Source organism: Streptomyces sp. NPDC002499 (genome assembly GCF_053595415.1).
Genome location: NZ_JBSFXO010000012.1, coordinates 245283 through 271780 on the forward strand (window position 1 = coordinate 245283; position 26498 = coordinate 271780).

General features: G+C 70.5%; 21 protein-coding genes. 7 read left to right on the forward strand and 14 right to left on the reverse strand.

What is annotated here, in order from left to right; translation table 11 throughout:
- Nucleotides 1–7: 7 nt before the first annotated feature.
- On the reverse strand, nt 8–913 hold the full coding sequence (locus tag ACWD5F_RS32635; protein WP_451260123.1) for an AraC family transcriptional regulator: 906 nt from the start codon (nt 911–913) through the stop codon (nt 8–10).
- A gap of 212 nt (nt 914–1125) precedes the next feature.
- On the opposite strand from ACWD5F_RS32635, the gene ACWD5F_RS32640 reads away from it, so the two are divergent.
- The 4 genes from ACWD5F_RS32640 (at nt 1126) to ACWD5F_RS32655 (ending at nt 5395) form a co-directional block, all read left to right on the forward strand.
- Nucleotides 1126–1422 (forward strand): Atu4866 domain-containing protein, encoded by a 297-nt coding sequence (locus tag ACWD5F_RS32640; RefSeq protein ID WP_451259881.1) that lies wholly within the window; start codon nt 1126–1128, stop codon nt 1420–1422.
- Nucleotides 1423–1427: 5 nt separating this feature from the next.
- On the forward strand, nt 1428–3017 hold the full coding sequence (locus ACWD5F_RS32645; RefSeq protein ID WP_451259883.1) for a Na+/H+ antiporter: 1590 nt from the start codon (nt 1428–1430) through the stop codon (nt 3015–3017).
- 63 nt (nt 3018–3080) lie between these two features.
- On the forward strand, nt 3081–3821 hold the full coding sequence (locus tag ACWD5F_RS32650) for an FG-GAP repeat domain-containing protein (RefSeq protein WP_451259885.1): 741 nt from the start codon (nt 3081–3083) through the stop codon (nt 3819–3821).
- Between the two features lie 170 nt (nt 3822–3991).
- Nucleotides 3992–5395: an amidohydrolase family protein gene (locus tag ACWD5F_RS32655; RefSeq protein ID WP_451259887.1), complete on the forward strand. Its 1404-nt coding sequence runs from the start codon at nt 3992–3994 to the stop codon at nt 5393–5395.
- Between the two features lie 69 nt (nt 5396–5464).
- On the opposite strand, the gene ACWD5F_RS32660 is transcribed toward ACWD5F_RS32655, so the two are convergent.
- Nucleotides 5465–6238, reverse strand: a complete 774-nt coding sequence (locus ACWD5F_RS32660) for a dienelactone hydrolase family protein (protein WP_451259889.1) — start codon at nt 6236–6238, stop codon at nt 5465–5467.
- A 162-nt stretch (nt 6239–6400) separates the two neighbouring features.
- Nucleotides 6401–8257, reverse strand: a complete 1857-nt coding sequence (locus tag ACWD5F_RS32665; RefSeq protein WP_451259891.1) for a glycoside hydrolase family 76 protein — start codon at nt 8255–8257, stop codon at nt 6401–6403.
- Between the two features lie 350 nt (nt 8258–8607).
- Between ACWD5F_RS32665 and ACWD5F_RS32670 the strand changes: the two genes are divergently transcribed.
- On the forward strand, nt 8608–11499 hold the full coding sequence (locus tag ACWD5F_RS32670) for an alpha-L-rhamnosidase-related protein (RefSeq protein WP_451259893.1): 2892 nt from the start codon (nt 8608–8610) through the stop codon (nt 11497–11499).
- A 76-nt stretch (nt 11500–11575) separates the two neighbouring features.
- On the opposite strand, the gene ACWD5F_RS32675 is transcribed toward ACWD5F_RS32670, so the two are convergent.
- The gene (locus tag ACWD5F_RS32675; RefSeq protein ID WP_451259895.1) at nt 11576–12991 is read right to left on the reverse strand and encodes a cellulose binding domain-containing protein; all 1416 of its coding nucleotides are present in this window, start codon (nt 12989–12991) and stop codon (nt 11576–11578) included.
- Between the two features lie 82 nt (nt 12992–13073).
- Complete coding sequence (locus ACWD5F_RS32680; protein ID WP_451259897.1) at nt 13074–14636, reverse strand: beta-N-acetylhexosaminidase; 1563 nt, start codon at nt 14634–14636, stop codon at nt 13074–13076.
- 277 nt (nt 14637–14913) lie between these two features.
- On the opposite strand from ACWD5F_RS32680, the gene ACWD5F_RS32685 reads away from it, so the two are divergent.
- Nucleotides 14914–15753 (forward strand): GntR family transcriptional regulator, encoded by an 840-nt coding sequence (locus tag ACWD5F_RS32685; RefSeq protein ID WP_451259899.1) that lies wholly within the window; start codon nt 14914–14916, stop codon nt 15751–15753.
- 43 nt (nt 15754–15796) lie between these two features.
- On the opposite strand, the gene ACWD5F_RS32690 is transcribed toward ACWD5F_RS32685, so the two are convergent.
- The 3 genes from ACWD5F_RS32690 to ACWD5F_RS32700 form a co-directional block, all read right to left on the reverse strand.
- Nucleotides 15797–16348 (reverse strand): dinucleotide-binding protein, encoded by a 552-nt coding sequence (locus tag ACWD5F_RS32690; RefSeq protein ID WP_451259901.1) that lies wholly within the window; start codon nt 16346–16348, stop codon nt 15797–15799.
- Between the two features lie 148 nt (nt 16349–16496).
- A complete protein-coding gene (locus tag ACWD5F_RS32695) occupies nt 16497–17279 on the reverse strand; it encodes an SDR family oxidoreductase (protein WP_451259903.1) in 783 nt (260 codons plus the stop codon).
- Between the two features lie 112 nt (nt 17280–17391).
- Nucleotides 17392–18231: an SDR family NAD(P)-dependent oxidoreductase gene (locus ACWD5F_RS32700; RefSeq protein WP_451259905.1), complete on the reverse strand. Its 840-nt coding sequence runs from the start codon at nt 18229–18231 to the stop codon at nt 17392–17394.
- A 173-nt stretch (nt 18232–18404) separates the two neighbouring features.
- On the opposite strand from ACWD5F_RS32700, the gene ACWD5F_RS32705 reads away from it, so the two are divergent.
- Nucleotides 18405–18866 (forward strand): MarR family winged helix-turn-helix transcriptional regulator, encoded by a 462-nt coding sequence (locus ACWD5F_RS32705; protein WP_451259907.1) that lies wholly within the window; start codon nt 18405–18407, stop codon nt 18864–18866.
- 34 nt (nt 18867–18900) lie between these two features.
- Here ACWD5F_RS32705 and ACWD5F_RS32710 read toward each other — a convergent pair whose 3' ends face one another.
- The 6 genes from ACWD5F_RS32710 to ACWD5F_RS32735 all read right to left on the reverse strand — a co-directional run bounded on the left by ACWD5F_RS32710 (nt 18901) and on the right by ACWD5F_RS32735 (nt 26498).
- Nucleotides 18901–19779: a helix-turn-helix transcriptional regulator gene (locus ACWD5F_RS32710; protein WP_451259909.1), complete on the reverse strand. Its 879-nt coding sequence runs from the start codon at nt 19777–19779 to the stop codon at nt 18901–18903.
- Nucleotides 19780–19920: 141 nt separating this feature from the next.
- A complete protein-coding gene (locus tag ACWD5F_RS32715) occupies nt 19921–21873 on the reverse strand; it encodes an alpha/beta hydrolase domain-containing protein (RefSeq protein ID WP_451259911.1) in 1953 nt (650 codons plus the stop codon).
- Nucleotides 21870–22883, reverse strand: coding sequence for an LLM class flavin-dependent oxidoreductase (locus tag ACWD5F_RS32720; RefSeq protein ID WP_451259913.1), 1014 nt, complete (start codon nt 22881–22883; stop codon nt 21870–21872). Before ACWD5F_RS32720 ends, ACWD5F_RS32715 begins: the two co-directional genes overlap by 4 nt.
- Nucleotides 22880–24634: a dipeptide ABC transporter ATP-binding protein gene (locus tag ACWD5F_RS32725; protein WP_451259915.1), complete on the reverse strand. Its 1755-nt coding sequence runs from the start codon at nt 24632–24634 to the stop codon at nt 22880–22882. The genes ACWD5F_RS32720 and ACWD5F_RS32725 overlap by 4 nt, the downstream gene beginning before the upstream one ends.
- A complete protein-coding gene (locus ACWD5F_RS32730) occupies nt 24616–25542 on the reverse strand; it encodes an ABC transporter permease (protein WP_451259917.1) in 927 nt (308 codons plus the stop codon). The genes ACWD5F_RS32725 and ACWD5F_RS32730 overlap by 19 nt, the downstream gene beginning before the upstream one ends.
- Nucleotides 25539–26498 (reverse strand): ABC transporter permease, encoded by a 960-nt coding sequence (locus ACWD5F_RS32735; protein ID WP_451259919.1) that lies wholly within the window; start codon nt 26496–26498, stop codon nt 25539–25541. Before ACWD5F_RS32735 ends, ACWD5F_RS32730 begins: the two co-directional genes overlap by 4 nt.

Consider the following 26498-nt stretch of genomic DNA (forward strand, 5'->3'; position numbering starts at 1 on the left):
GAGCAGGTCACGGAAGGGCGCCCGCGGGGGAGCGCACCGCGTGGCGCAGGCGGGCCGCGTCCTGGCTCGGGGGTGCGCCGAACTGGCGTCGGTATTCGCGGCTGAACTGCGACGGGTTGTCATAGCCGACACGGTGGCCGACACCGGTGACATCGCCCGGGTGGGTGGCAAGGAGCAGCCGGGCCTCCTGAAGCCTGATCTGCTTCTGGAACTGGATGGGGCTCATCGCGGTCACCGCCTGGAAGTTGCGGTAGAAGGCGGAGACGCTCATGCCGGACAGGCGGGCCACGTCCTCGACCCGGAAGGGCTGCGCGTAGTGCTCGCGGATCCAGCGCACGGCCCGGGAGACATGGCTGAGACTGCTGTCGGCGAGGCCGAGCTGGCGTACCGTCGCGCCCTGCTCGCCGGTGATCAGCCGCCACAGGATCTCGCGCTTGACCAGCGGGGCCAGCACGGCCCGGTCGCGGGGCTCGTCCAGCAGGCGCAGCAACCGGACCACCGCGTCCAGCAGCGCGTCCGGTGCGTCACTGACGTAGATCCCCGACGAGGCGGCCACGGTGGTGCGGGGCGCGTCGCCCGCCCCGGCCAGGAGCAGCAGCTCGGCGACGGCGGACGGCTCCAGCGTGAGGCCGAACCCCAGCGCGGGATGCTCGGGGTCGGCCTGCGTGAACTGCCCGGTGACGGGCAGGTCGACCGACGCGACCAGGTACTGCCCGGCGTGGTACTCGAACACCCGGTCGCCCAGCGCGAGGCGTTTGGCGCCTTGTGCGATGACCGCCAGCACCGTCCCGGACGTCGAGGGCGCCGGCGGATCCGACCGGTCGACCTTCGAGATGAGCACCCCGTCGATGGCGGTGGTCCAGTCGGCCCGTGCATGCCGGTCCAGCAGGGTGCGGAGCTCTTCGAGGTGCAGGTGCATGGGGACAGTGCAGCACGATTCCCGGCCCTGAGTCCCGTGCGCGGGAGGATCGTGCAAGGACGAGCGAGCATCGTCGAGGGGCGGGGCGCGCACTTCGGAGGGCAAGCGGCCCGCTGTCCCGAGGGTGGGTGTCGTACTCCCAGGAACGCGGCTCCTGCGAGAACCGTGGCCTGGTTGCCCGGGCGCCGGACCGCGACCGTGGAGCCATGAACACGAACACGAACACGAACACGGACACGGACACGAACGCGGCACCTCACCCCTTCGTCGGCATGTGGGTGACGGCCGACGGGCACATCCGGCAGGAACTCCTCCCGAACGGGCGTTACGACGAGGCCCGGGGCAATCGGCCCAGCGCCTACACCGGCAGCTACACCGTCACCGGCAGCCACATCGACTACGTCGACGACACCGGCTTCACCGCGACCGGCGACGTCCGGGACGGCGTGCTGTTCCACGAGCACCTCGTCCTGTACCGGGAGGGCACCGGCCCGCAGGGGTGACCGACATGGAGAGCCTGGAACTGATCGTCGTCGTGTCCGTCGGTGTACTGGCGATGGGCTGGCTGGCGCGCCGCACGGGAGTGAGCGAACCGCTGCTGCTGCTCGGCGCGGGCTGCCTGGTGGGGCTGACGCCGGCCTTCGACTCGTTCGCGCTGTCGCCCGACGTCGTCCTGTTCCTCTTCCTGCCCGCCCTGCTGTACTGGGAGGCGCTGACGTCCTCGGTGCGCGAGATCCGCAACAACCTCCGCAGCATCGCCCTCCAGTCCACCGGACTGGTCCTCGCCACCGCGGTCGCCGTCGCCGCCGTGGCCCACGCGCTGGGCTACGGCTGGCCGATCGCCTTCGTCCTCGGCGCCGTCCTGGCCCCCACCGACGCCGCGGCGGTGGCGGCCGTGGCCAGGGCCATGCCCCGCCGCATCCTGACCGTCCTGCGCAGCGAGAGCCTCCTGAACGACGGGACCGCCCTGGTCCTGCTGGCCGTGACCGTCGAGGCCGTCACCGACGAGCACCCCTTCACCTGGTCCGGCGCGGCCGTCGCCTTCGTCGAGTCGTACGCCGGCGGGATCCTGATCGGCGTCGCGGTCGCGCTGCTCCTGGTCCCGGTCCGGCGCCGGCTGCCCGAGCCTCTTCTGCACAGCGTCCTGAGCGTCGCCACGCCCTTCCTCGCCTATCTCCCCGCCGAACTCCTGCATGTGTCGGGCGTTCTCGCGGTCGTCGTCTGCGGTCTGGTGACCGCCTGGTTCGGCCCGCGCGTGATCGGTTCCGAGGCCCGCGTCCAGGCCATCGCCTTCTGGGAGGTGGCCAGTTACCTGCTCAACAGCGCGCTGTTCATCCTCGTGGGCATCCAACTTCCCGCCGCCGTCCGGGCGTTGACCTCCGTCTCGCTGCTGCAAGCAACGGTCGCCGCCCTCGCCGTGGCCGTCGCCGTCTTCGGGACCCGGCTGCTGTGGTTCTACTCGGTGCCCTATCTGGTACGGCTCCTGGACCGACGTCCTCAGCAACGGGACCGTCGTATCACCGCTCCCCAACGCCTGCCGCTGGCGTGGGCCGGGATGCGCGGAGCGATCTCGCTGGCCGCGGCGCTGACCGTGCCCACCGTGACCGCCGAAGGGCAGGCCGTCGGGCAGCGCGATGCCGTCGTCTTCATCACGACGGTCGTCATCGTCCTCACCCTCGCCCTCCTCGGTCCCACCCTGCCGACCGTCGTCCGCCGGGCGCGCTTCCCCGAGGACGAGGACAAGACGGCCGAACTCGCCCTGGCCCGCGCTCGGTTGAGCCGCGCAGCCCTGCACGCCCTGCCGGAGTTGGCGCGGCGGTTCGAGGTCCCCGAGGCGGACACCGTCCGCATGACCCGGGACATCGAGGACCGCACGGCCCCCGCTCCCGGCACCGCACGACACCAGGAGAACCTGCGACGCCTCCAACTCGCTCTCCTCCAAGTCAAACGGGACACTCTCACCGACCTGCGCGACACCGGACGCATCGACGACATCGTCCTGCGCGCCGTCCAGGAAGTGCTCGACGTGGAGGAGGTGCGCCTGGGGAGAGGGGGTCGTCCCTCGGCGTCGGCAGCCTCTTCTGAGGACACCCCTTAGGCTCGGACCTTCGTCCGTCGATCTCCCGTAGTCCGAGAGGTACTTGTCACCGGTATGCGAACAATGAGCCGCCCCACGAGGCGTGTACTGCTGCTCAGGCGGACGGCCGCCCTCGCGACGACGGCCGTCCTGCTCGGCGCTTGTGGCGAGTCCGAGGCGGGGGCGCCGCCCAGTCCCTCGGGCAAGCCCTCGGTTCCCTCGTGCGTGACGTCGGCGGGGAATCTGCTGGCCGACATCGACGGGGACGGCCGTACCGACCGGGTCTCCGACCCCTCCCGCACCGGTGCGCGACTGACCGTCGAGTTCGGTGAGAAGGCGGGCTACGGCAAGCCCGTCGGGGTGCGGAAGCTGGTCGGTGGCTCCGGCGGCGGGGAGAAGGACGTGGTGGGGGCGGTCGCCGACTTCGACGGTGACGGGTGGAGCGACCTCGCCGTCGTGGCCACCGGGCAGAAGCAGGGGGACGACGCGATCAAGCCGAAGGTGGCCAAGCTGGTGTCGGGCCCCTTCTCCGCCTCCGGTCAGGGGCAGCGCACCCGGAAGCTCGACCTGACTGAGACCCGTGGCGTCTCCGTGGCCGACTACAACCACGACTCCCACCCCGACCTCGCGGTCTTCTCCTACAGCGGCGACGGCGTCTACCAGACGGAGGCCCGCCTCGGCAGCGCGGACACGGGCCTCGGCGACGCGTCCGAGGGCTCGGCGGGATACACCAAATACGTGTACGCGAGCAGACCGATCACCCTGCCTCCCTCCGGCCTGAGCAAGTTCTACCCGAAGTGCGGGAAGACGGACGGCCAGGGATGACGTGGTGATGCGCGGTACCGGGGTGCAGGGAACCCGCCGAGGACTCGCAACCCCGTCCTGGGTGCGCCGCACCTAGGGAAACGGCGGCCTGGTTGGCGTGCGGGCGCGGATCGAGGCTGGGACCACAAGCCACTCGGCCCAGCCTCAGCGCCTCCCGGAAGGGGCCCGTCATGAACGCCAACGACACCACCAGCGCCGGCCTTCTCGAACAACTCCGACGCCGGTCCGCCGACCCGCGACGGCGCATCCTGTTCACCGGCGCGACCATCGTCACGATGGATCCGGAGCTGGGCATCCTCCACGACAGCGACCTGCTCGTGGAGGGCGACACCATCGCCGCGATCGGGCCGGACCTGGCCACGGAGGCCGCGGCGGGAGCGGTGGTCGTCGACGCCTCCGGCACGATCCTGGCCCCCGGCTTTGTCGACACCCACCGGCACGCGTGGGAAGCCCAGTTGCGCCGGATCATGCCCGACGTCGACGACCTCGGCGGCTATGTGATGACCACGCTCGCCGGCTACGCCACCGTCTACCGCCCGGAAGACATGTACATCGGTACGAAGCTGGCGGCCCTGACCGCGCTGGACAGCGGCATCACCACCATGCTCGACTTCTCCCACAACTCCCGTACCCGCGAGCACTCCGACGCGGCGATCGAGGCCCTCCGTGACACCGGCATCCGAGGCGTGCACGCCTCCATGGGCCCGCACTTCGGGAACTGGGACCGACAGTGGCCGGCCGACCTGACCCGCCTCAAAGACCAGTACTTCAGCGGCGACGACCAGCTGCTCACCCTCCGCCTCGCGACGCTGGCCACCGACGAGATCGCCGGACCGGCCCTCGCCTACGGTCCCGAACTCGCCCGTACCGCAGCCGATCTGGGCATCGGCGTCAGCGTCGACGCGGTCTTCGGCAAGGTCGCCTCGGAAGCCGTACTGTCCTGGGCCGAGCACGGCATCCTCGGTCCCGACGTCACCCTCATCCACGCCACCGGCCTGACCCCCGAGGCCTGGAAGGCGATGGGGGAGTCCGGCACCACGGTCGCCCTCGCCCCCACTTCCGACGCGCAGATCGGCCTGGAGACGGCGATCCCCGCCGTGGACGAGGCACTCGCCGTCGGCATCCGGCCCGGCCTGAGCATCGACGTCGAAGTCGCCCTCGCCAGCGACCTGTTCACGCAGATGCGGGCGCTGCTCGCGATCCAGCGGATGCGCGCGGTCAACGCCGCGTACGGCACGGGCGGCGACCTCTCCCGCATCACCACGCACGACGTCCTGGACTTCGCCACCCTCCAGGGCGCGCGGACCAACGGCCTCGGCGAGGTCACCGGCTCCCTCACTCCCGGCAAGAAGGCCGATCTACTGGTCGTCCAGGCCGAGGACTTGAACAACATGCCCCTCAACGACCCCATCGGCACCCTGGTGTTGGGCTCCGACGCCCGCAACATCACCGCCGTCCTGGTCGACGGCCGGCCGCGCAAATGGAACGGCGAGGTGCTCGACGTGAACCTCCCCGCCCTGCGCGCCGAGGTCAACGCCTCCCGCACGTACGTGCTCGACACACCGGCCGGCTGACGGGCTTCGGGCCTGCGCGATCGGCGCCCGGCCGCCGGCCGGGCGCCGACACCCGTCAGGTCCCGTCGACTACCAGGTCACGTCGGGCTGTTGCGGCTCCGGCTGGTCCAGATGCCGTACGAAGAAGCGGACCGCGCTGTCGGACTCGCTCCTGGGCAGCTCCTTGTGGGAGCCCGAGTTGGCGTGCAGCGTCTTCTCCTTCGAGGCGAAGGCGTCGAACAGCGCCAGACCCGACTCGCGCGGGATGTGCTCGTCGTCCCACTGGAGCGTGTACTCGATCGGCACGGTGATCCGCCGCGCGTACTCGGCCAGCGCGTCGGGCCAGTGCAGACCGAAGACCGCGGCCTTGATCCTGGGCTCGACCGCCGTCAGCGGCACCCCGATCGCGGTGCCCATGTTCAGGCCGAAGTAGCCCACCGGTTCGTCGGCGCCGACCCACGGCGTTCCCAGGAGGAAGTCGAGGGCCGCCCGCCACTCCGGTACGGCACGCTCCGCCAGATGGGCGTTGTACCGGACGACGATCGGGCCGACCGGCTCGCCCGTCTCCATCGCCTGCCGCATCGCGGCGATCTCCCGCTCGTCGTGCGCCGTGCGCGGCCGGCCGCCGTGACCGGGCGCGTCCAGGCAGGCGACGTGGAAGCCGCCGTGGAGCGCGAGGAGCCGGGCCCGGCCCAGCATCGCGGGCGACTTCTTGTGGTTGCCGCCGCCATGGCCCATCAGCACCAGTGGCGCGCGATCGGCACGTTGGGGCGACCAGAACGCGCCGGTGACCCCACCCACGGTGAAGTCGTGCTCGATGACACCGTTCGTCGTCGTCTCGGCGGTGAAACACGCAGATTGCATAGGTTGATGCCCTTCGGGTTCGCCTTGTCGAGGCGCTCCCGGCGACACCTACGTCAACGGACCGACCGCGGAAGGGAGGGGAGCACCCATACAGCTGTTGCGTTCATGGGACTCACCTCCTCGCGCGGCATCGCGGTCAATTCGCACGCTACCAACCGGCGTTCACCCCGCCCAACCGGTTTTCCCAGAGCCCGAGGCGGCGGTGAGCGCCCCGAGCGCACTGGCCTGCGTACGCCAGTCGGTCTGGTTGGGACTTGTGCCGGCCCACCGCTGACCGAGGACGTTGAGCGCACTGCGGTCCCGCGCCCACAACGTGTCCGCCTGCTTCTGGACGTAACTCTGGTAGGTACTGGCGCCGGTGGCCTTCGCGAGGTCGGCGAAGTTCCGCATGAAGATGCCCTTGAACTGCTTCTGGTTGTCGTCGCAGGACGCCGAGCCGACGTCACAGGACTCGGTGAGCACCCCGCCGACGGTCAGCCGCGAGCTGCTGATCGCGGCATCGGCCAGGGTCCGCGCGGTGGTGAGATAGGAACCGTCCCCGGTCGTCCGCCACAGTTCGGTGAAGCCGCCGATGGCCAGTCCCTGGTTGTAACTCCACACCGTGGAGCCGTTGTTGGCGCAGGACGAGGTCAGCCCGTCGTTCACCAGACCCGCCGAGTTGATCATCCCGCTGGACCGGTACCAGGCGGCGGACGTCTTCGCCCGCTGGAGCCATACGGTGTCGCCCGGGATGCGCTGATGCAGGGCCGTGGTCAGCCACAGATACTGCCCGTTCGTCACCGCGTTCTTGTACGTGCGCTCACGGTCCCACCACACGCCACCGCCACAACTGCCGGTGTCCCAGTACTGCTGGACGTAATTGGCAATGGTGACCGCCTCGTCGAGATACCGGGAGTCGCCGGTGTAGTCGTACGCGTCGAGCCACGCGATGGCCCACCAGGCCGAGTCGTCGATGGCACGGCTGATGAAGTGCCCCTCGATCGCGTCCGAACTGCGCGTACCGGCCGCGAAGACGCCCTTGTTCCGGTCGAAGGTGCGCGCGATGACCCAGTCGTAGTCGTGGGTGCCGGTGGTCTTCGCGAAGTCGATGAGGGAGGTGAGCGTGGCGGCGGAGTTCCACCAACTGCTGGGCCACCAGCCGTTGTAGGGGTCGTACGAGGCCATCAGCGCGTCCGCCGCGGCACGCGCCCGGGTCGGCGCGGGCCTGACCCACGCGGTGCAACTGCCCTCGTTGTGGCTCGCCTCCCGGCCGCACGCCCGCACCGCGCCGCCGTAGAGCAGCCCGCGCGGGTCGCGGGTCGCGTACAGGGCGGTACGGGTGCCGGTGGCGCCGGACGGGGTGCTGGTACGGCCGCGGGAGGAGCCGTCCGGCCAGGTCGAGCCACCGTCCCAGGAGCGGTCCAGCCAGATCTCGTCACCGGCGCCACCGGACTCGATGCTCGCCCAGGCCATGGAATTCCGCTGGTCGACGTGCAGGCGAATCGTGCGGCCGTACAAGGTGGTTGACGGCACGGGCTGGTCGTCGCCGGCCGCCTGGCCCGCGCCCGTGCCGTCGCAGAGCGTGTCGCAGACGGTGGGGTAGGCCCAGTTCGTGCAGCCGACACAGGCCGCGTCGCCGCAGGCCCGGATCAGTCCGCGCCGGTGGGTGCGCGGGTCGGTGATGTTGTACATCAGCGTCCTGGTGCCGGTCCAGGAACTCGGCACGCTCGCCTTGCCGAGCAGCCCCTCCCAGGTGGCGCCGCCGTCCCAGGACCGGTCGAGCCACACCGAGTCGCCGGTCACGGCGTTGTCGATGCTGGCCCAGGCCATGTCGTCCGCGTCGGACACGTGCAGTTCCAGGCGCCGGCCGTTGAGGTCCTTGTTCGGCACTGGAAACGTTTCCTGTCCGGCCTGCGAAGGGTCCAGCGTGTCGCAGGACAGCACGCACACCTGGGTCGCGGCGGACGCGGGTGACGCGGCCGGGACGAGGGCCGCGAACGCGAGGGCGGCCCGCAGCAGGAAGGTGAGGAGGAGCCGCATTCTGACAACGATGTCGCATCTGTGTGAGGGCACCGGAACTCGCCTCGATTTCAGAGTGGGGGGACGCCGATCGGGTCTCACTGAGCCACGCGGAGCGGGTACTGGTCCATACCTGTAGGGAGGCAGTGAACCGGCTCGGTGGGGTGCTGTCAATGTCTCCAACGGGGGCGATTCCAGGGGTGGTTCACACCGGCTGTGACGGGTTGACACCCCGTTGTGGGGCGCACATCATCGGTGGAACTTCGGCGAGGCGCCTCGCACATCCACTGCTTCATGACCCCTCGACTCTGTCGGCACAAATTTGAATCGATTCAAGCGTCTCGTTCCCCACCCGAACCAGGGAGGTACCCATGCGGCGCCGCCGCCCGCTGCTGCCCCGAACATCCCGTCCACACCGCGTGCTCGGCCTCGCCGCAGTGGTGGCCGCCGCACTGCTCATGGCTCCTGCCCCTGCCACCTCCGCGGCGACGTCCACGCCCGCAACGGGCGTGCGGACGGCGGCCGTTGCCGCCCCGAACTACTCGCCGACCTCGCGCACCCTCAAGCCGACCGCGATCTACCGCACGTCCGGAAGTGTCGCCAACCCGCAGAACGTCCTCAACGGGCAGCCGACGCGGATCTCCGGCTCGCAGTCGGCCGTCACCCTCGACTTCGGTAAAGAAGTCGGTGGCGTGACAACGTTGTCTTTCGGTAGTGCGAGCGACGGCGGACAGCGGGTCGGCCTGGCCTTCAGCGAGTCGTCCCTGTACGTGGGCAACAACAGCGACCGCAGCAGTGGACGTGACGGTGAGGACGGGGCGCTCTACGCGACGGCCGCCACGAACGGCACCTACACGGTCCCGACCGCTCAACAGCGCGGCGGGTTCCGCTACTTGACGGTCTTCCTGAACACCTCGGGCTGGGTGGACCTCAAGGGCGTCGGCCTCAACTTCACCGCCGCCCCGGGCAAAGCCAACCCGGCGGACTACGCCAACTATTTCTCCTCCAGCGACGAACTGCTCAACCGCATCTGGTACGCCGGCGCCTACACCGTGCAGCTCAACACCATCGCCTCGAACCAGGGCCGCGCCTGGCCGCCGCCGTCCTCGGCCTGGGACAACGGTGCGACCGTAGGCGTGGGCGACTCGGTGCTGGTCGACGGCGCCAAGCGCGACCGCACGGTGTGGCCGGGCGACATGGGCATCGCCGTACCCACGCAGTACGCGTACTCCAACGACCTCGTCTCGACCCGCAACGCGCTCACCACGATGTTCAACGCCCAGTCGGCGGCGGGCGAAATCCCTTGGTCGGGACCGCCGTTCAACCTCACCGGCTCGGACACCTACCACACCTGGACCCTGCTGGGGACGTCCACGTACTACACCTACACCGTCGACCGGGCGTGGCTGGACTCCGAATGGGCCAACTACAAGCGCGGGATGGCCTTCATCACCAACAAGATCGACGGCAACAACCTGCTCAACGTCACCCGCACCCAGGACTGGGCCCGGGTCGGCCAGGGCGGCGAGAACATCTCCGCCAACGCGCTGCTGTACGCGGCACTCAAGGGCGGTGCCACCCTCGCCACCGCGGAGGGCGACAGCGCGCTCGCCGCGAGCTGGAACAGCAAGGCGGCCGCCATCAAGTCCGCGGCCAACTCCCTGCTGTGGGACGCCGCGAAGGGCATGTACAAGGACAACCCCACCAGCGGCCTGTACCCGCAGGACGGCAACTCCCTCGCTGTCTGGTACGGGTTGACCGACTCCACCGCCAAGTCGAAGAGCGTCATCGCCGGGCTCGGCAAGAACTGGGGCATCTACGGCCCAGCCACTCCTGAATGGGGTGGCAATGTTTCCCCCTTCGCCGGCGGCATGGAGCTCAACGCCCGCTTCACGGCCAACGACGACTACACCGCCCTGGACCAGATCCGCCGCACCTGGGGTCACATGCTGACCACCGACATCGGCACCAAGAGCACCTTCTGGGAGGGTGTGAAGGCCGACGGCGGCCTGGCGTACGGCGGTTCGTTCATGAGCCTGGCGCACGGCTGGTCCACCGCGCCCACCTCGACGCTCACCTTCGACGTGCTGGGCACCGCACCCGAGTCGTCGACCGGCGCCTACCGCTTCGTCCCGCACCCCGGCGACCTCACCAGCGCAGAGGGCCGCATCACCATGCCCCAGGGCGCGGTCGACGCCTCCTGGTCCCGCGACCCCGCAGCCGGCGCCTACTCGGCCCGTCTGACCAGCCCGTCCGGCTCCACCGGTCGCATCGGCGTGCCGAAGTTCGGCGGTGGCAACCTCACGGTGACCGTGAACGGCACCACCGTGTGGCGCGACGGAACCTTCACGCCCACCTCCGGCATCACCGGCGCGAGCCAGGACGACACCTACGTCTACTTCACCGGCGTCGCCCCCGGCAGCTACACCGTGGCCGCCACCGGACTGGGCAACCCGGCCCCGCCCGCCGATCCCGGCACCGGGCCGCTGCGGCCCGGCTTCACCCGGTGCGCCGGCGAGGGCGGCACCTGCTCCTTCAGCGGCACCCGCTCGGTGGCCTACGGGGCGGGCACGTACGTCTACAAGACGGTGACCGGCAGCACCACCTGCGGCAACGACTCCTTCGGCGGCGACCCGGCGGAGAACCTCGTCAAGTCCTGCTACGTCGCCGACGCGGGCGGCCCGCCCGGATACACCTCGTGCGCGGCCGAGGGCGGCACCTGCGCCGTACCGGGCTACAACCGTGACGTCGCCTACGGCGCCAACGGCGCCTTCGTCCACCAGGTCACCAAGGGCTCCGTGGACTGCACCAACGCCCACTTCGGCGATCCCATCGACGGTGTCGCCAAGTCCTGTTACCTGCCGCCCGACGGAGCGCCGGCCGGAGGCTGGACCAAGTGCGGCTCCCAGAACGGCACTTGTGCGGCAGCGGCGGGACAGCCGGTGATGTACGGCGCCTTCGGGGCGTTCGCCAGGATCACCGCCGCCGGCGACACCCCGTGCACCGACGCCACGTTCGGCGACCCGATCCCCGGTGAGTCGAAAGCCTGTTACACCGCGACCGGCGGACCGGTCGGCTACGGCACGGCCTGCGCGGACGAGGCCGGGACCTGCTCCTTCAGTGGGCAGCGGACCGTCGCCTACGGTGCGCGAGGCACCTTCGTGTACAAGGCCTTCACCGGCAGCGCGAGTTGCGGAACGGCGGCCTTCGGCGGCACGGATCCGCTGCCCGGGGTACGGAAGGGCTGCTACCTGACCTCCTGACCTCCCCGAGGGGGATGAGGAAGGGACCGGCCATCGACAACGGCGTCGATGGCCGGTCCCTTCCTGGGGCAGGTGGTCAGCTGCCCGGTACGGTGTCCTCGAACGTGGTGCCCGCGCCGCGGTACGCCGTCACCTTGGCGGCGACCTGGGCCGGTGTGAGGACCTGGTCCTTGACGTGCAGGACGTAGTCGACCTGTTGGTCGTACGCCCGCGCGGTCGAGCTGCTCAGGCCGCCGAAGTCGATCAGCCACTGGTTGAAGTTGATCGACATCGGCCGCTCCGGCAGATACGCGGCGTCGTGCGTGCCGAACAGCTGCCCGTCGATGTAGTACTTGATGGAGCTGTTGTCGATGGTCAGCACCAGGTCGTGCCAGCCGTTGTAGCTCTGCCGGCCTTCGGTGTGCTGGTTGACCGCCACCCACGGGTCGGCCTGGTAGGTCTCCCAGGACGTCGTGTAGAGGATGTTGGACGGCTCGCCCCAGCCGCCGTTGGGCAGGTACTCGAAGTCGTACTCGGCGTAGTCGTCGGCCATCGGTGCCGTGAGGTCGTTGATGGTGAAGAACGTCTGGACGAGGTGGTCGCCGTCCGGACCGTACTTGGGCGCGTCGTTGAACTTGACCCGGGCCGCGTAGGTGCCGTTCTTGAACTTCCGTGCGTTGGTGAGGACTTCGGTCTGCTTGGTGCTCTCGCCGGTGCCGGAGGTCGAGGTCTCCAGGTTCATGATGGAGTTGCCGCTCGTGGTGGCGAAGGTGACCTTGTCGGGAGCCCAGGTGGCGCCGGAGACGCCAGGGCCGCCGGAGTTGGAGCGCACGCTCCAGCCGTGCGACGAGATCCTCGGGTCGTTGTAGCTGGTGTAGTTGAAGTCGTCGAACAGTGTGGCGCCGCCCGTCGGCGGGTCCGTGGGCGGGTTCGTCGGGTCGTTGCCCGCGGGCGCCTGGCCCCACAGGGTGGCGCCGGCCAGCTGCGCCGTGACCTTGGACCAGTCGCCGTACGAGGTCTGCGTGGCGCCGAAGGAGTAGTCGTCGCTCTGCTTCAGCGAGGCCCAGTTCGACTGGTAGAAGCGCAGCTGCATGTCGCCGGTGTCGGCGCCGGGGGCGAGCGAACCGGCGCCGGAGGTGAAGCCGATCTCCAGGTAACGGTCGGCCGTGGCGGTCGGGTTGGCGAGGGTGCCGAAGGTGCCCGTGACGTTGGCGCAGCCCTTGACGGCCCAGGAACAGGCGAAGCGGTAGGTCGCGCTCGCCGAGTCCGCCTTGAAGTAGTACCGGAGCTTGACGTTCGCCAACTGCACCGTGGTGGCACCGGTGTTCCTCACCTTGAACCAGGGTTCCGCCTGGTCGGCGGTGGCTCCGGTGGCGCTCGTGCGGTACTGGACGTTGAGTCCCTCGCCGGCCGCGCTGGCGGTGGCCGGGAGTGCGGTGAGCGCGGCGGCACCCAGGGCCACCGTGACGGCGGCGGACGCGGTGGCGCGTAGCCGGTTCTTGGTGAGTTTCATCGTTGTTCCTTCCAGAAAGGTGGGGTGATTCCCGGAACGGACAGGTCAGGAGCGGTGTCGTGAGCGGTGCCAGGGGTGCGGCTCAGAGGCGGGGGCTCAAGGGCTGGGGCCTCGAGGGGTGGCGCTGGACGCCGAGCGCGTCGAGCCGGGCGGTGTGCGCGTCGAGGCGGGAGCTGAAGTCGGGCCACTCGGTCGGGCCGCTCCAGGCGCGGTCGGCGAGGGCGCACAGGCGCGGGTAGGTGAGGTACTCGATGTGGGCGGGCGTGGTGACGAACTCCGTCCACAGCTGGGCCTGGGTGCCGAGCACCCGCCCGGCCACATCGGGGTCCGCGTCCTCGGGCACGGGGTCGTGGGCATGGACCGCGCGCAAGTCGATGACCGTGCCGGGCTGGGCCGGCGGCTCGTGGGGGTCGGCGGACTGGGCGTGGTCGAGGTAGGTGGCCCGGTGGTACGCGTTGATGACCGGGTGGCCGCGACGGGCCGCGGAGCGGGTGTGGGACGCGTCGCGCCAGGTCATCACCGTGAAGTCCAGGGGCAGTTCGGCGCCGATCTCGGCCCAGGCGACCGGACGGCGACCGCGCCGGACCAGGAACTCGCCGATCCGCGCGAGGAACCAGCCGTGCAGGGACTCGGGGTTCGGCAGGCCTTCCGCGGCCGCTCGGCGGCGTGCGGCGGCACTGCGCGTCCACTCCGTGGTGGGGCACTCCTCGCCGCCGATGTGGATGTACGGCGAGGGGAAGACGTCCATGACCTCGTCGAGGACCGTACGGCAGAAGTCGAGGACCTCGTCGTGGACCCCGAGGACCGTGTCGCACACGCCCCAGCGCGTCCAGACGTCGAGCATGCGGTCCGGGTCGTTGCCCAGCTCGGGATAGGCGGCGAGGGATGCCCGTACATGTCCGGGCATCTCTATCTCCGGCATGACGGTGACACCGCGCGCCGCCGCGTACCGCACCAGGCCGGTGAGTTCGGCCCGGGTGTACGACCCGGCGTGCGGGAGTCCGTCGTACCGGCCGGTGCCGGCCGGGCCCTGCTGGGTCTCGGCGCGCCGGCCGCCGATCTCGGTGAGCTTGGGCCGGGCCGCGACCGGCATGCGCCAGCCCTGGTCGTCGGTGAGGTGCAGATGGAACACGCTGATCTTGTGCAGGGCCAACAGGTCGACGTACCGGCGCAGATAGGAGACGGGCTGGAAGTGGCGGGCCACGTCCAGCATCGCGCCGCGCCAGGGGTGGCGCGGCTGGTCGGTGATCTCGGAGCACGGCAGCAGCCATGGCGTATCGCTCTGCGGAGTCTCCGACAGGGCCTGCGGGGGCAGGAGTTGGCGGATCGTCTGGATACCGCGCAGCAGACCGGTGAGGTGCGCGGCGCGCAGCAGCACGGCGTACGGGGCGACCGTGAGGACGTATCCCTCCTCGCCCAGCCCGCCGAGGCCGGCGTCGATCGCCAGCTTCAACTGCCCGCTCGGGGAGGGCCGCAGGGCCAGCCCGGTGGCGGGGGCGAGCAGGGTGCGCAGCAGCACCGCGGCCGGTTCGGTACCGGCGCCGATGTTGAGTTCGGTGTCGGCGTCGAGGGTGAAGTATCCCGGCCGCAGCACGGTCTTGGTGGGGCGAGGGACGAGGGTGAGGACGGACCGGTGTGCGGGCATGGATCGTCTCCGGAAGCGGGGGCGCGGGGCCTGACCACCTGACCAGTGAAGTCCACTGGACAGCTCACCTCTTGATGTGGGGACGAAGGTGGCATAGACCAATACCCGCGTCAACCCCCTCTGCTGCGGAGGGAATTGGTGTGCAGGTCGCTCGAGATCCGGATGATTGCCGGTCGGTGGTGGTTACACTTCCCCGGTCAGCAGGGCGAATACGGGTGACCACTGGTCAACTGGTCAAGTGGTTAACTGGGGATTCCGCGCACGAGGGAGTAGCGACATGAAGGCCGACGAACCAGGTGCGGTACTCAAGCGCGAGCGCGTGCGCGACTTCGTCCTCGATCTCGTCGAGTCCCACCGACCGGGGGACGCGATCCCCTCCGAGCGCTCCCTCTGCGCCCAACTCGGCGTCTCCCGCCCGACCCTGCGCGCGGCGGTCGACGAACTCGTCGCGGCCGGACTGCTGATACGGGAACACGGGCGCGGCATGTTCGTGGCACCCGAGAAGATCACCCAGGAACTGGTCGCCGGACAGCAGACCATGACGGTCCCTCAGGCCTCCGGGGCCTGGTCGAGCCGCCTGCTGGAGTTCACCACCATCCCGGCGGGCGCCCGCGTCGGCCGCAAGCTGCGCATCTCGCCGGCCGCCGACATCGTGTACGTGGCCCGGCTGCGGCTGGTCGACGGCGCCCCGATGGCCATCGAGCACCTGCACATCAAGGCCGACCTGGTCCCCACGCTGTCCGCGCGGGAGCTGGAGAGCGGCGACCTGTACGAGCACCTGCGCGAACAGCACGGCGTGCACGCCCACGAGGCCGTCCAGGCGATCGAGCCGACGGTCGTCACCCGGGCCGAGGCCGAACTGCTCGACGTGCCCGAGCTGTCCCCGGCCCTGCTCTTCGAGCGGCTCACCACGGACACCACGGGCCGACCTGTCGAGTACGTCCACTCGATCTACCGCGGCGACCGCTACCGCATCGTCTCCCGGCTCACCCTCGGCCCCTCGGTCGCGGTGCCGTCGGACCGGCTCGGACACCACCCCGGCATCCCCCCGGGCGACTTCGCGCACCGCGACACGATCGCGTCCTCCACACGGGGAGACATCCAGTCGGCGCAGTGAACTGCCGCTGGGCGAAAGATGGTTACGGCTCCGCCGGAGATGTCTAGAGCTCCCCGGGGCGGCCGTAGCGGTAGAAGTACGGTCCGCCGATGTCGCCGGCGATCGCGCGGGCCAGTCCGGAACTGTCCTCCAGCAGCCGCGCACCCGGGTCGAGGTCACCGACGTACACCGGGTCGAAGCCGGTGTCGCTGATGAGCCGCGCGGTGATTTCCTTCGCGTCCGGCTCGGCGGCGTACAGGTTGCTCGGGGTCACGCGCTGGGTGCCGATCTGGTCGTACGAGGCGGCGAAGACCGTGTTGAACGACTTCGCGGTCGGACCGCCGATGATCGACTTGACCTGGTGCGCGAGCGAGGGGAAGGCCTCGTCGCGGGCCGCGTAGAGGTTGGTCGCGTCGATGGTCACCTGGCCGTCGAGCCCGGTGACGCCCCGGAGCGCCTCGGCGATGAGGGTGCCCGGGACGGCCACGACCACCACGTCGGCGTCCGAGGCGTCGCCGCCGTCCCGCCCCAGCGTCCTGACCTGGTGTCCGGCCTTCTCCCACAGGCGGGCCAGGCCGCCACCGACGTGTCCTCGTCCGATCACCGTGATGTTCATGTCGGGCCCTCCGGCCTGCCGGGAGTTTCATTGACGTATCAACAAAACACCAGGGATGTTGTCGTGTCAACCAATGTCGTCAGGGCGGGGGAGGAGCAGCACCCGGCTGTTCCTCCCCCGCCCTGACGGGACCGGGACGGGACGGATCTCAGACGACCTGCGCGGTGGGCAGGATGGTGATCTCGGTGAGGTTGACGTGGCGCGGTACGGCGGCCATGAAGGCGACGGTCTCGGCGACGTCGGCGCTCTGAAGCACGTCGATGTCGTGGATGAGGTCGGCCATCAGCTTCGAGGCGTCGGGGTCTGTGACGTGGTCGGGGAGCTCGGTGTCGACCATGCCGGGCTCGATGGTGGCCACGCGGACCATCTTCGGGCCGAGCTCGGTGCGCAGCAGCCGGGTGAGGTGGCTGATGTAGGCCTTGGTGCCGGAGTAGACGGAGAACTTCGTCAGGATGCGGGTGGCCGCGATCGACGAGGTGTTGATCAGGTCGGCCGGCCTGCCCGCGGCAGCGGAGTCCGTCAGATGGGGGAGGAACGCGGCGATCACGTTCATCAGGCCGCTGATGTTGAGGTCGATCTGGCGCTGCCAGTCGTCGACCTTCAACTCCTCGATGCCGGAGATGAGTTGGACGCCGGCGTTGTTGAACACCAGGTCGGCCTTGCCGAAGCGCTCGGCGACCTCGTCGGCGGCGGCCTGGACGGCGGCACGGTCGGTGACGTCGACGGCCAGGGCGAGCGCGGTGCCGCCGGCGGCCTCGATGTTCTTGACCACACCGTCAAGACGCTCCTTGCGCCGGGCCAGCACGACCACGGTGGCGCCGAGTTCGGCGAGGCGTTCGGCGGTGACGGCACCCATGCCGCTGGAGGCGCCGGAGACGACGGCGACGCGGCCGGACAGGGGGGTTCCGGTGAGCAGGGTGGAAGCGGACATCACGAGACCTCGATCTCTGTGCGGGAAAGTGTGCTGGGGATGGTGTTTGACGGTGCGTCAGGCAAGGCGCGCCGGGTGATGGGGTCGGACGATGTGGGTCGGACGGTGGGTGTCAGGCGTCGTCGTCGTGCGCGGTGGCCGCCGACTTCTCGCGCCACGGGGCCAGGTCGTCCTGCACCTGCCGGTACTTGACGTCCAGCCGCTCCAGGGTGTCGCGGCCCAGGTAGAGGTGCGTGGGCAGCTTCTCGGTGCCGGCGACCTCGACGATGAGCGCCGCGCCCCGAACCGGGTCGCCGAGCTGGGCGTGGTTGGCGCGGTCGATCCAGTCCAGCGTCACGTGCGCCGGGGTGTCGTCGTAGTCGGCGATGCGGTGCGCGGCCACCGAGAGCGAGCTGGGGTCGAGGAAGTCGGTGCGGAAGACGCCCGGTTCGACCACCATCGACTGGATCCCGAACGGCGCCATCTCGGCGGAGAGCGCCTCGCTGATGCCGGCGACCGCGAACTTCGAGGCGGAGTACAGGCTGACGCCGGGCTCGCCCTCGAAGCCCGAGCGGGAACCGATGTGCACGAGCCTGCCGGAGCCCTGCTTGCGCATGACGGGCAGCACGGCGCGCGTCACGTTGATCAGACCGAAGACGTTGAGGTCGAACAGCGAGCGGGCCTCCGCGTCGCTGATCTCCTCCAGCGCGCCGAGCAGACCGCGGCCGGCGTTGTTCACCAGGACGTCGATACCGCCGAAGCGCTCCACGGCGGCCTCGACCGCCCGCGGGATGCTGTCGTTGTCCGTGACGTCCAGGGCGACCGCGAAGACCTGGTCGGACTTCTTCAGATCGTCGGGCACCCGCTCCGGATTCCGTACGGCGACCACGACATTGTTACCGCCTGCCAGCGCGGCCCGGGCGATTTCCGCGCCGATTCCACGGGAGGCGCCGGTGACAAACCAGGTAGCCATGGGAAAAACCTCTTTCGTCGCTCCCCTTGTGAGGGGATTTCCTGTTGACGTAAATGAGTCTGTCCCTTGCTCACGCACCTATGAAGGCAGCGGTTTTCCTGGGAGTCCCACACCCAGGCACGGGTGCCGATCGCGAAGTCGGTGACATGTCAACAACCTGGTACGGTGAGGGCATGTCCGAACCCCGATGGCTCACCCCTGACCAGGCCGAAGTCTGGGCGAAGTACCGCAGGGTGCGGCGCGAGCTGCAACGGGCCCAGGACCAGCAGTTGCAGCGGGATTCGGGCCTCTCGGCGGCGGACTACGCGCTGCTGGCGCCCCTGTCGGAGTCGGCCGACGGGCTGGTGCGGGCGCGGGAGCTGGGCGCTGAGGTCGGCTGGGAACGGAGTCGGCTGTCCCATCAGATCAGCCGCATGGAGAAGCGCGGACTCGTCAAGCGCGAGGCCTGCGCCGACGACGCTCGCGGCTCCATGGTGCGCCTCACGGAAAAGGGTCGAGAAGCGATCGAGGCCGCCGCACCCGCACATGCGGAAAATGTGCGACGGCTGGTTTTCGATCCCTTGACGGCCGATGAGGCGCGGGTTTTCGGGGATGTCCTGGAGCGAATACTGGGCGCAGTCGAAGAGAATTCCTGACACTCGGGGGAGTGCCCGACCAAAGCTCGCGAATTTACTGGGCGTCGCGTGCCGGATCCGGCCGGTGCGGCATCTCGGGCGCACTGAGAGAACCCAGCAGTGCCAGGCCGTCAGCAGAAGACGATCCCGGCTCCGCCTGGAGAATGATCAGCTGCTGCCCCGGCGCGCTGCGGATGCTCAAGGCCTCGTGCCGCAGCTCCAGGTCGCCCACCACGGAATGGTGCATCCGCTTGACCTCGTAGGGCGGGACCCGCGTGTACTCACGCGCCCACAGCGAGCGGAACTCGCCGCTGCGCACGGACAGTTCGCCGACCAGCTCCAGGATGCGGGGATCCTCGGGAGTGCTCGCGGCGGTCTGCTGAAGATCGGCGACCGCGCGATGCTTGGCCCGCTCCGGGCTCCGGTAGAAGGTCTTGGCCGCGGGGTCCAGGAAGAGCATGCGCAGGACGTTGTCGCGCTGGGCGAAGTCCCGGTAGAGGGCGTCGGCCAGGGCGTTGGTGGCCAGCAGGTCCTGGGCGTGGCCGATGACGAAGGCCGGCGTCATCGTCCAGCTCTCGATCAGTTGCCGCAGATGCGGGCGGACCCGCTCGACCCGGGAGGGCGACCTCGTACGACGGCCTGCCGGCCGCGCCAGCCGGAACAGCTCCCGGCGCTCCTCGTCCGCCAGCCGCAGCACCCGTGCCATGGCGTCCAACACCCGGACCGAGGGGCTCAGTTCGCGGCCCTGCTCAAGTCGGCTGTAGTAGCTCGGGCTGACCCCCGCCAGCGCCGCCACCTCGTCGCGCCGCAGTCCGGGCACCCTGCGGCGGCCCGTGCTGGGCAGCCCCGCGTCGGCGGGGCTGATGCGTTCCCTGCGGGAGCGGAGAAACTGACCCAGCCCTTCAACGGAGTCAGGGCGCGTGTCCTTGTGCATACCGTCGAGGCTAGGCGGAAAACGCCTGGAGAAGGGCGGCCGACGGTGGGTGCATTACACCCAGGATGGACATCCGGGATGGTGCGGGTTTCGCCTCGGAGCTGCTCCGACTGTCGCCTCGGGACCGCCCCGATCGCACGATCAGGGCAGATCGACGTCGTGCCGGGGTGCCGACCATCCCGTGGCCGTCCGCACCGCGCGTTCGACGTCCTCCGCGAGCAGCAGCCGTCGCCTCGCGAGATCCTCGGCCGCGGCCCTGATCCGGGCGACGTAGTCGGCCGCGTCACCGTAGCGTTTCTCCACGCTCGGCCGTGGATCGCCGGTGCACAGGCGCTCGTCCTCGGTGGCGGCGAACGGGAACGTGGACCCGCTGAACTCGTGCAGCGCGCCATGGCCCTGGCCGGGCGCGCGCGTGTTCCAGCCGGTGTAGGTGCCGAGCGGTACGGACACCATCGGGGCCCGTACGCCCGCGGTCTCGTTGCCGTCGGCGTCGACGGCCGGGACCAGCACCGTGTACCGGCGCGAGCGGTCGGCGACCGGCGGGACGGTCGAACGGTCCACGACGTACAGCTCGTTGGGCCCGTACGGCCGCAGCGCCGACGGCACCGCGGGGAACTGCCGGGACCACTCCTCCATCGTCACCAGCGTGCCGTCCGCGACGGTGGGCACCGCGCTCGCGGGCGGCTCGACACCTTCGCTCACCCATGCGTCGAGCGCCTCCAGGACGGCCCGGAACAGCGCGGACGTGGCGACCACGTTCCCGAGGTGGTTGCAGATCCCCTTGGTGGGCGCCCCCGCCGTCGGATCGGCCACGTGCTGGCTCGACGACCACAGATAGCCGCGCACGTTCGGCGGGAACCCCAGGTCCCGGCCGTCCGTCGTGGTGTGCGTCAGGGAGCCCCGGCGCTGCCAGTACTCCGTCGAGGTCTGCGTGTGCAGCACCTTGGGATCGCTCGCGCGCTTCATGATCGCGTCACGCCTGCCGGTGAGATGGTCCACGGACTCGGCGTAGGCGAACGGGAAGGCGTCGGCCGCGGCGAGGTGGTCCTCGTACTGCTGGCCGCCCGGAACCGTCAGGTTGGTGAACCGTTCCGCGACCAGCCGGCCGGCGCCGGATACGTGCGGCAGCAGCCCGTCGAACACCGGTCGTCCCTCGGTGTCCTCGTTGAAGCCGAGGTGGATGAAGTCGCGGATGGCCCGGCCGGTCTGCGAACGCCCCCAGCCGTAGGCGTGGTCGACCGGTCCGACCGGCCGCGCGGGGTCGTACCGGAGGTGGCTGACGAGGTCGCGGACCGCGGCGAGGCCCAGCCCGAGGACGACCGGTTCCTCGGCCTCGTAGGTGAGTTCGTAGATCCAGCCGGGCCGGAACCCGTCGTCGAGGAGGACATCGTGCCGGCTCGGCACCACGGCGACGGCGCTTCCCCGCAGATCGCTTCCACCGCCCTGGAGCCGGGCGAACTGCCAGGTCTCCCGGGTCAGTTGCGTCGGCTCGCTGTGCGGGTACCGCCGCCGGGTGAGGCGTGCGGTGCGTACTCCGCGCTCGCTGACGGGGGAGGACCTGGTGCTCGTCCAGCGGGCGAGCGGGAGCGAGTGGACGGGCGTATCCACGATGAACTCGGCGGTCGTCAGGGCGCGTACGGGTTCCGTGCCCCGCGTCGCCGCGGGCAGGTCCAGCAGCAACCGTCCGTCGCCGGGCAGAAGATCACCCTGCCAGGCGCCGAAGACGACCGTGTACCCGCGGCGCAGCAGATAGCCGTTGCCGGCGTCGGCGAGCGTCCGGGGCCGGTTGGTGTGCGGGGCGTCGCAGAAGTACTGCACGGCCCGCTTGTTGCCCCGGTTGCCCCAGTCGAAGAACAGCCGTCGGCGCCCGCCGTCGACCGGCCGCAGAATCTCCACGTCCCCGCTGAACCGCACCGCGCCGTCGCCGTCGCGCGGCGCGAGCTCCAGGTCGGCGATCGAGCGGTGGGCGGCCGCCTCGGGGTCCACGGCGTAGTGCGCCGTGGCGGTGAGCACCTCGTACGCCCCGCCCTCGGCGAAGCGACGACCGTCGGCGAACGGCTCCCGGGTACGGACGTCCAGTCGTACGGAACTCATCGCGCGGCCTCCAACTGTGCGGGACTCCAGCCCAGTTCGGGCGCGACCAGGTGGCGCACGTCGTGCAGTATCTGCTCGTACTCCTCCCGCCGGAACTCGTACGGCAGCTCAAGGCGCAGCTCCGAGACCACCGACACCACCGGGTCCGCGGCCAGTTGCTCCAGGATCTGCTCCGCCGTGCCGACCACGTCGGGTGCGAACAGGATCCGTTTCGGGCCCTGGGGAGCCAGGGTGCGGGCGTGGCGGCTCGCCGCGTACTCCCGGTAGCGGGCGCGGGTGGCCCGGTCCGCGCCGTCGAACGGCACGATCACGCGGCCCACCGCGACACGGGAGGCGGACCGCAGGCGCCGGTACTCGGCGAGGAGGTTCGACTGGGCGGTGGTGAAGTCGTCGGTGCCCTCGCCGGTGACGATGTTGCCGGACAGCAGGTTGAGGCCGTTCTCACCGGCCCAGCGGGCCGAGCGCAGGCTGCCGCCGCCGTACCAGATGCGGTCCACCAGACCCGGGTTGTGCGGTTGCAGGCGCGGTCGCTGGGTGTTGCCCGGCGACTGGATCACCGTGTCCGGGCCGCCGAGATAGTCGCCGCGCAGGTTGTCGACGACGCGGGCGACCCTGCCGTAGGACAGGTCGAAGGAGCGCCAGTCGCCGTCGTACACGAGGTCGCCGAGGATTTCGGCGTGCGGCATGCCGGTGCTGAAGCCGATCTGGAGCCGGCCCCGCGACAGCACGTCCGCCAGCGCCAGGTCCTCGGCCAGCCGGAACGGGCTCTCGTAGCCGATCGGGATGACCGCGGTCCCCAACTCGACGCGCTCGGTGCGCTGTCCGGCGGCGGCGAGGAACACCGCGGCCGAACCGACGCCGTGTTCGAGATGGCGCTGCCGGATCCAGGCGCCGTCGTAGCCCAACCGCTCGCCGTACTCGAAGAGTTGGAGCGTCTCCTCCAGGCCGGTGTAGGGGTCGTCGTCGGCGAAGTTGCCCGGGGTGAGGAAGGCGAGGGAGGTGATGGTCATGCGGTCTGCGTCCTCAGGTCGTGGTCGTCCCGGCGGCCGGGGATCGCCGCGAGCAGTTCACGGGTGTAGTCGTGCGCGGGCCGCGTGAAGAGGTCCTCGGGCGCGCCCACCTCCACGATGCGGCCGGCCTTCATGACCGCCACCTGGTGCGCGATCTGGCGTACGACGGCCAGGTCGTGCGAGATGAACAGGTACGCCACTCCCGTGTCGGCCTGCAACTCCGCCAGTAGGTCCAGGACTTGGGCCTGGACGGAGACGTCGAGCGCGGACACCGGCTCGTCGCACACCACCAGGTCGGGGGAGAGGGCGAGGGCACGGGCGATCGCCACGCGCTGGCGCTGCCCGCCCGACAGCTCCGCCGGGCGGCGCTCCAGCGTCGAGGCGGGCAGGGCGACCCGGTCGAGCAGGTCGCGGGCGCGGGCGAGCCGGGAGGTGCGGTCGCCGACCTTGAACGCGCGCAACGGCTCGGTGATCACCTCGCCGATGGAGAAGCGGGGGTCGAGCGAGGCGTACGGGTTCTGGTAGACGTGCTGGGCCCGGCGGCGCAGTCGGCGGGCCTGCGCGCCCCGGGCGGTAGTGATGTCGGCGCCGTCGAACAGGATGTGTCCGGCGGTCGCGTCGGTCAGGCGGAGCACCAGCCGGGCCGTGGTGGACTTCCCCGAACCGGACTCGCCGACCAGGGCGAGGGTCCGGCCGCGGTGCAGGGTGAAGCTGACGTCGTCCACCGCGCGCAGGGTCCGGGCCTCGCCGTCCGCGCGGGGGAGCCTGAACTCCTTGACCGCGTTGCGGACTTCGACCAGTGGTGCCCCCTCGGTGGCCGCGGGCGCTGCGGCCGGGAAACTCGCGCGGGCGGTGGCCAGGCTCGGCGCGCTCGCCAACAACCGCTGGGTGTATTCGTGTTGAGGATCGGCGAGGACGTCACGGGTCGGCCCGGCCTCCACGACCCGCCCCTGCGACATGACGACCAGTCGCTGTGCCCGGTCGGCGGCGACTCCCAGATCATGCGTCACCAGCAGGATCGCCGTGCCCGACTCCTGGGTGAGGCTCTGGAGATGGTCGAGGATGACGCGCTGCACGGTGACGTCGAGCGCGCTGGTCGGCTCGTCGGCGATGATCAGTCTCGGGTTCGCGGCGATGGCGACGGCGATCAGGGCGCGCTGGCGCATACCGCCGGAGAGTTCGTGCGGGTACTGCCGAGCGCGGGTGGCCGCGTCGGGCAGGCCCGCCCGGTCCAGGATGCCGATCGCCTCCGCCGGCGCCGAGCGGCGGGTCGCCAACCCGTGGATGCGCAGGACCTCGGCGACCTGTTCGCCGACGCGTTTGACCGGGTTGAGCGACACCGACGGGTCCTGGGGCACCAGGCCGATCCGCGCGCCGCGCACGGTGCGCAGTTCCGCCTCGGACAGCGCGGTGAGGTCGTGCCGGCCGAAGCGGATCGTGCCGCTGTCGACGGTGGCGTTCGGTGCCAGGAGCCGGGTGATCGCATGCGCGGTGGTGCTCTTGCCGGACCCCGACTCGCCCACCACCGCGGTCACTTCACCCGGCCGCACATCGAGATCGACGTCCCGCACCGCCTCCACGATGCCGCCGCGGGTGCGGTACGACACCGACAGGCCGCGTATCTGCAGCGCGGTGTCCCGTCCGGGGTCCGGGTCGCTGTTCGGTGTCGTACTCACGTCCCGTGTCGTACTCAAGTCCTCATCCGTTCCAGGTGTGTTCGTCCGGTCGCGGTTCATCGCTGCCGCGACCATTCGCCGTCCAGTGCGCGGGCGATGCGGTTGGTGGCCAGCACGGTCGCGGCGATCGCCAGTCCGGGCAGCGCGGTCAACCACCAGGCGTTGGCGAGGTAGTTGCGGCCGTCGGAGATCAACGTGCCCCACTCGGGCGCCGGGGGCGGGGCGCCGTACCCGAGGAAGCTGAGCGCCGACACGGCGAGGATCGAGGCGCCGAAGTCGAGGGTGGCCAGGACGATCACCGGGCCCGCCGCGTTGGGCAGGACGTGTCGGCCGAGCACCGAGTACCAGCGGGCACCGCACGAGCGCGAGGCCTCGACGAAGACCGCCTGCCGTACCCGGAGCACCTCCGACCGCGCCACCCGCGCGAAGCTCGCGACGCTGGCGATGCCGACCGCGACCGCCACCTTCACCGTGCCGTAGCCCAGCGCGGTGACCAGGGCCAGGGACAGGAACAGCGCCGGGATCGACAGCAGTACGTCGACGAACCGCATCAGCACGTCGTCGACCCAGCGGCCGACGAACCCGGCGACCAGACCGATCAGACTGCCGACCACGAAGGCCACCGCGACCGCTATGAGGGTTGCCTTGAGCGACAGTTGCGCGCCGTGGACCACCCGCGAGAAGACATCGCGTCCCAACTCGTCGGTGCCGAACCAGTGGGCGCCGGTGGGGCCGCGGAAGTTCTCCGCCGGCACCCCCTTCAGCGGATCCTGCGAGGTGAACAGCTCCGGCCAGAACGAGGCCAGCACCACCAGGACGACGATCAGGACCGACAGCAGCAGCCCCGGTCGACGCACCAGGAACCGGCGGACCCGCCGCAGGTCGACGCCACGCCTCGGTTCCGGCCCGGTCCCCGGTTCGAGCGGCCGGGTCGGGAGGCCGAGCGCGGCGCCGGTGGCGTCGTCGATCAGATCCTGGCTCATGCGAGTCCCGCCTTCCTGCCCGAGGCCACCACGATCCGCGGGTCCAGCAGCGGATAGACGAGGTCGACGACCAGGTTCGTCGCCACGAAGATCAGCGCCCCGAACACCACCACCCCTTGGACCAGCGGGATGTCCTGGGCCGTGACCGCGGCGGCCGTCACCCGGCCCAGGCCGTCCCGCGAGAACACGGTCTCGACGACCACCGAACCGGCGATCAACTGCCCGACCAGCAGTCCTACGACGGTCAGCGCCGGCAGCGACGCGTTGCGCAGGGCGTGCCGCAGATGGACCCGCCATCGGCCGGCGCCCTTGGCGCGCGCGGTCTCCACATAGGCCTGGTCCAGCGAGGTGAGCAGGCTCTTGGCCAGCACCTGAGCGACCTGCGCACCGGTCGGGATCGCCAGTGTGACGGCCGGCAGGACCAGCCCCCGCAGCCCGTCGTTGCCGAAGGCCGGGAACCAGTGCAGCCGGAAGGAGAAGGCTTCGACGAGCAGCAGACCCGTCCAGAACGTCGGGACGGACACCCCCAACGGCGGCAAGGACAGCAGCAGTTGGCGCAGCCAGCGCTGCGAGGTGTACGTCGCCAGCACCGCCAGTCCGCCCCCGAGGAGCACCGCGAGCAGCAGCGCGGCACCGGTCAACTGAAGTGTCTGGGGCAGCGCGTCGGCCAGCGTCGAGGTCACCGGCCGACCGGTGGTGACCGCGTCGCCGAAGTCCCCACGCACCGCCCGGCCCAGATAGTCGGCGTACTGCACCAGGACCGGCTTGTCGAAGCCGTACTCGTGCCGCAGGGCGGCGAGTTGGGCCGGATCGACCTGCCCGGTGTCGGCCCCGGCCCCGGCCATCGCCGAGACCGGGTCCCCGGGCAGGAAGTCCAGCACCAGGAACGACACCGTGTACGCCGCCCACAGCACGCCGATCGCCTGCGCGACGCGTTTGATCACATAGCGGCGCAT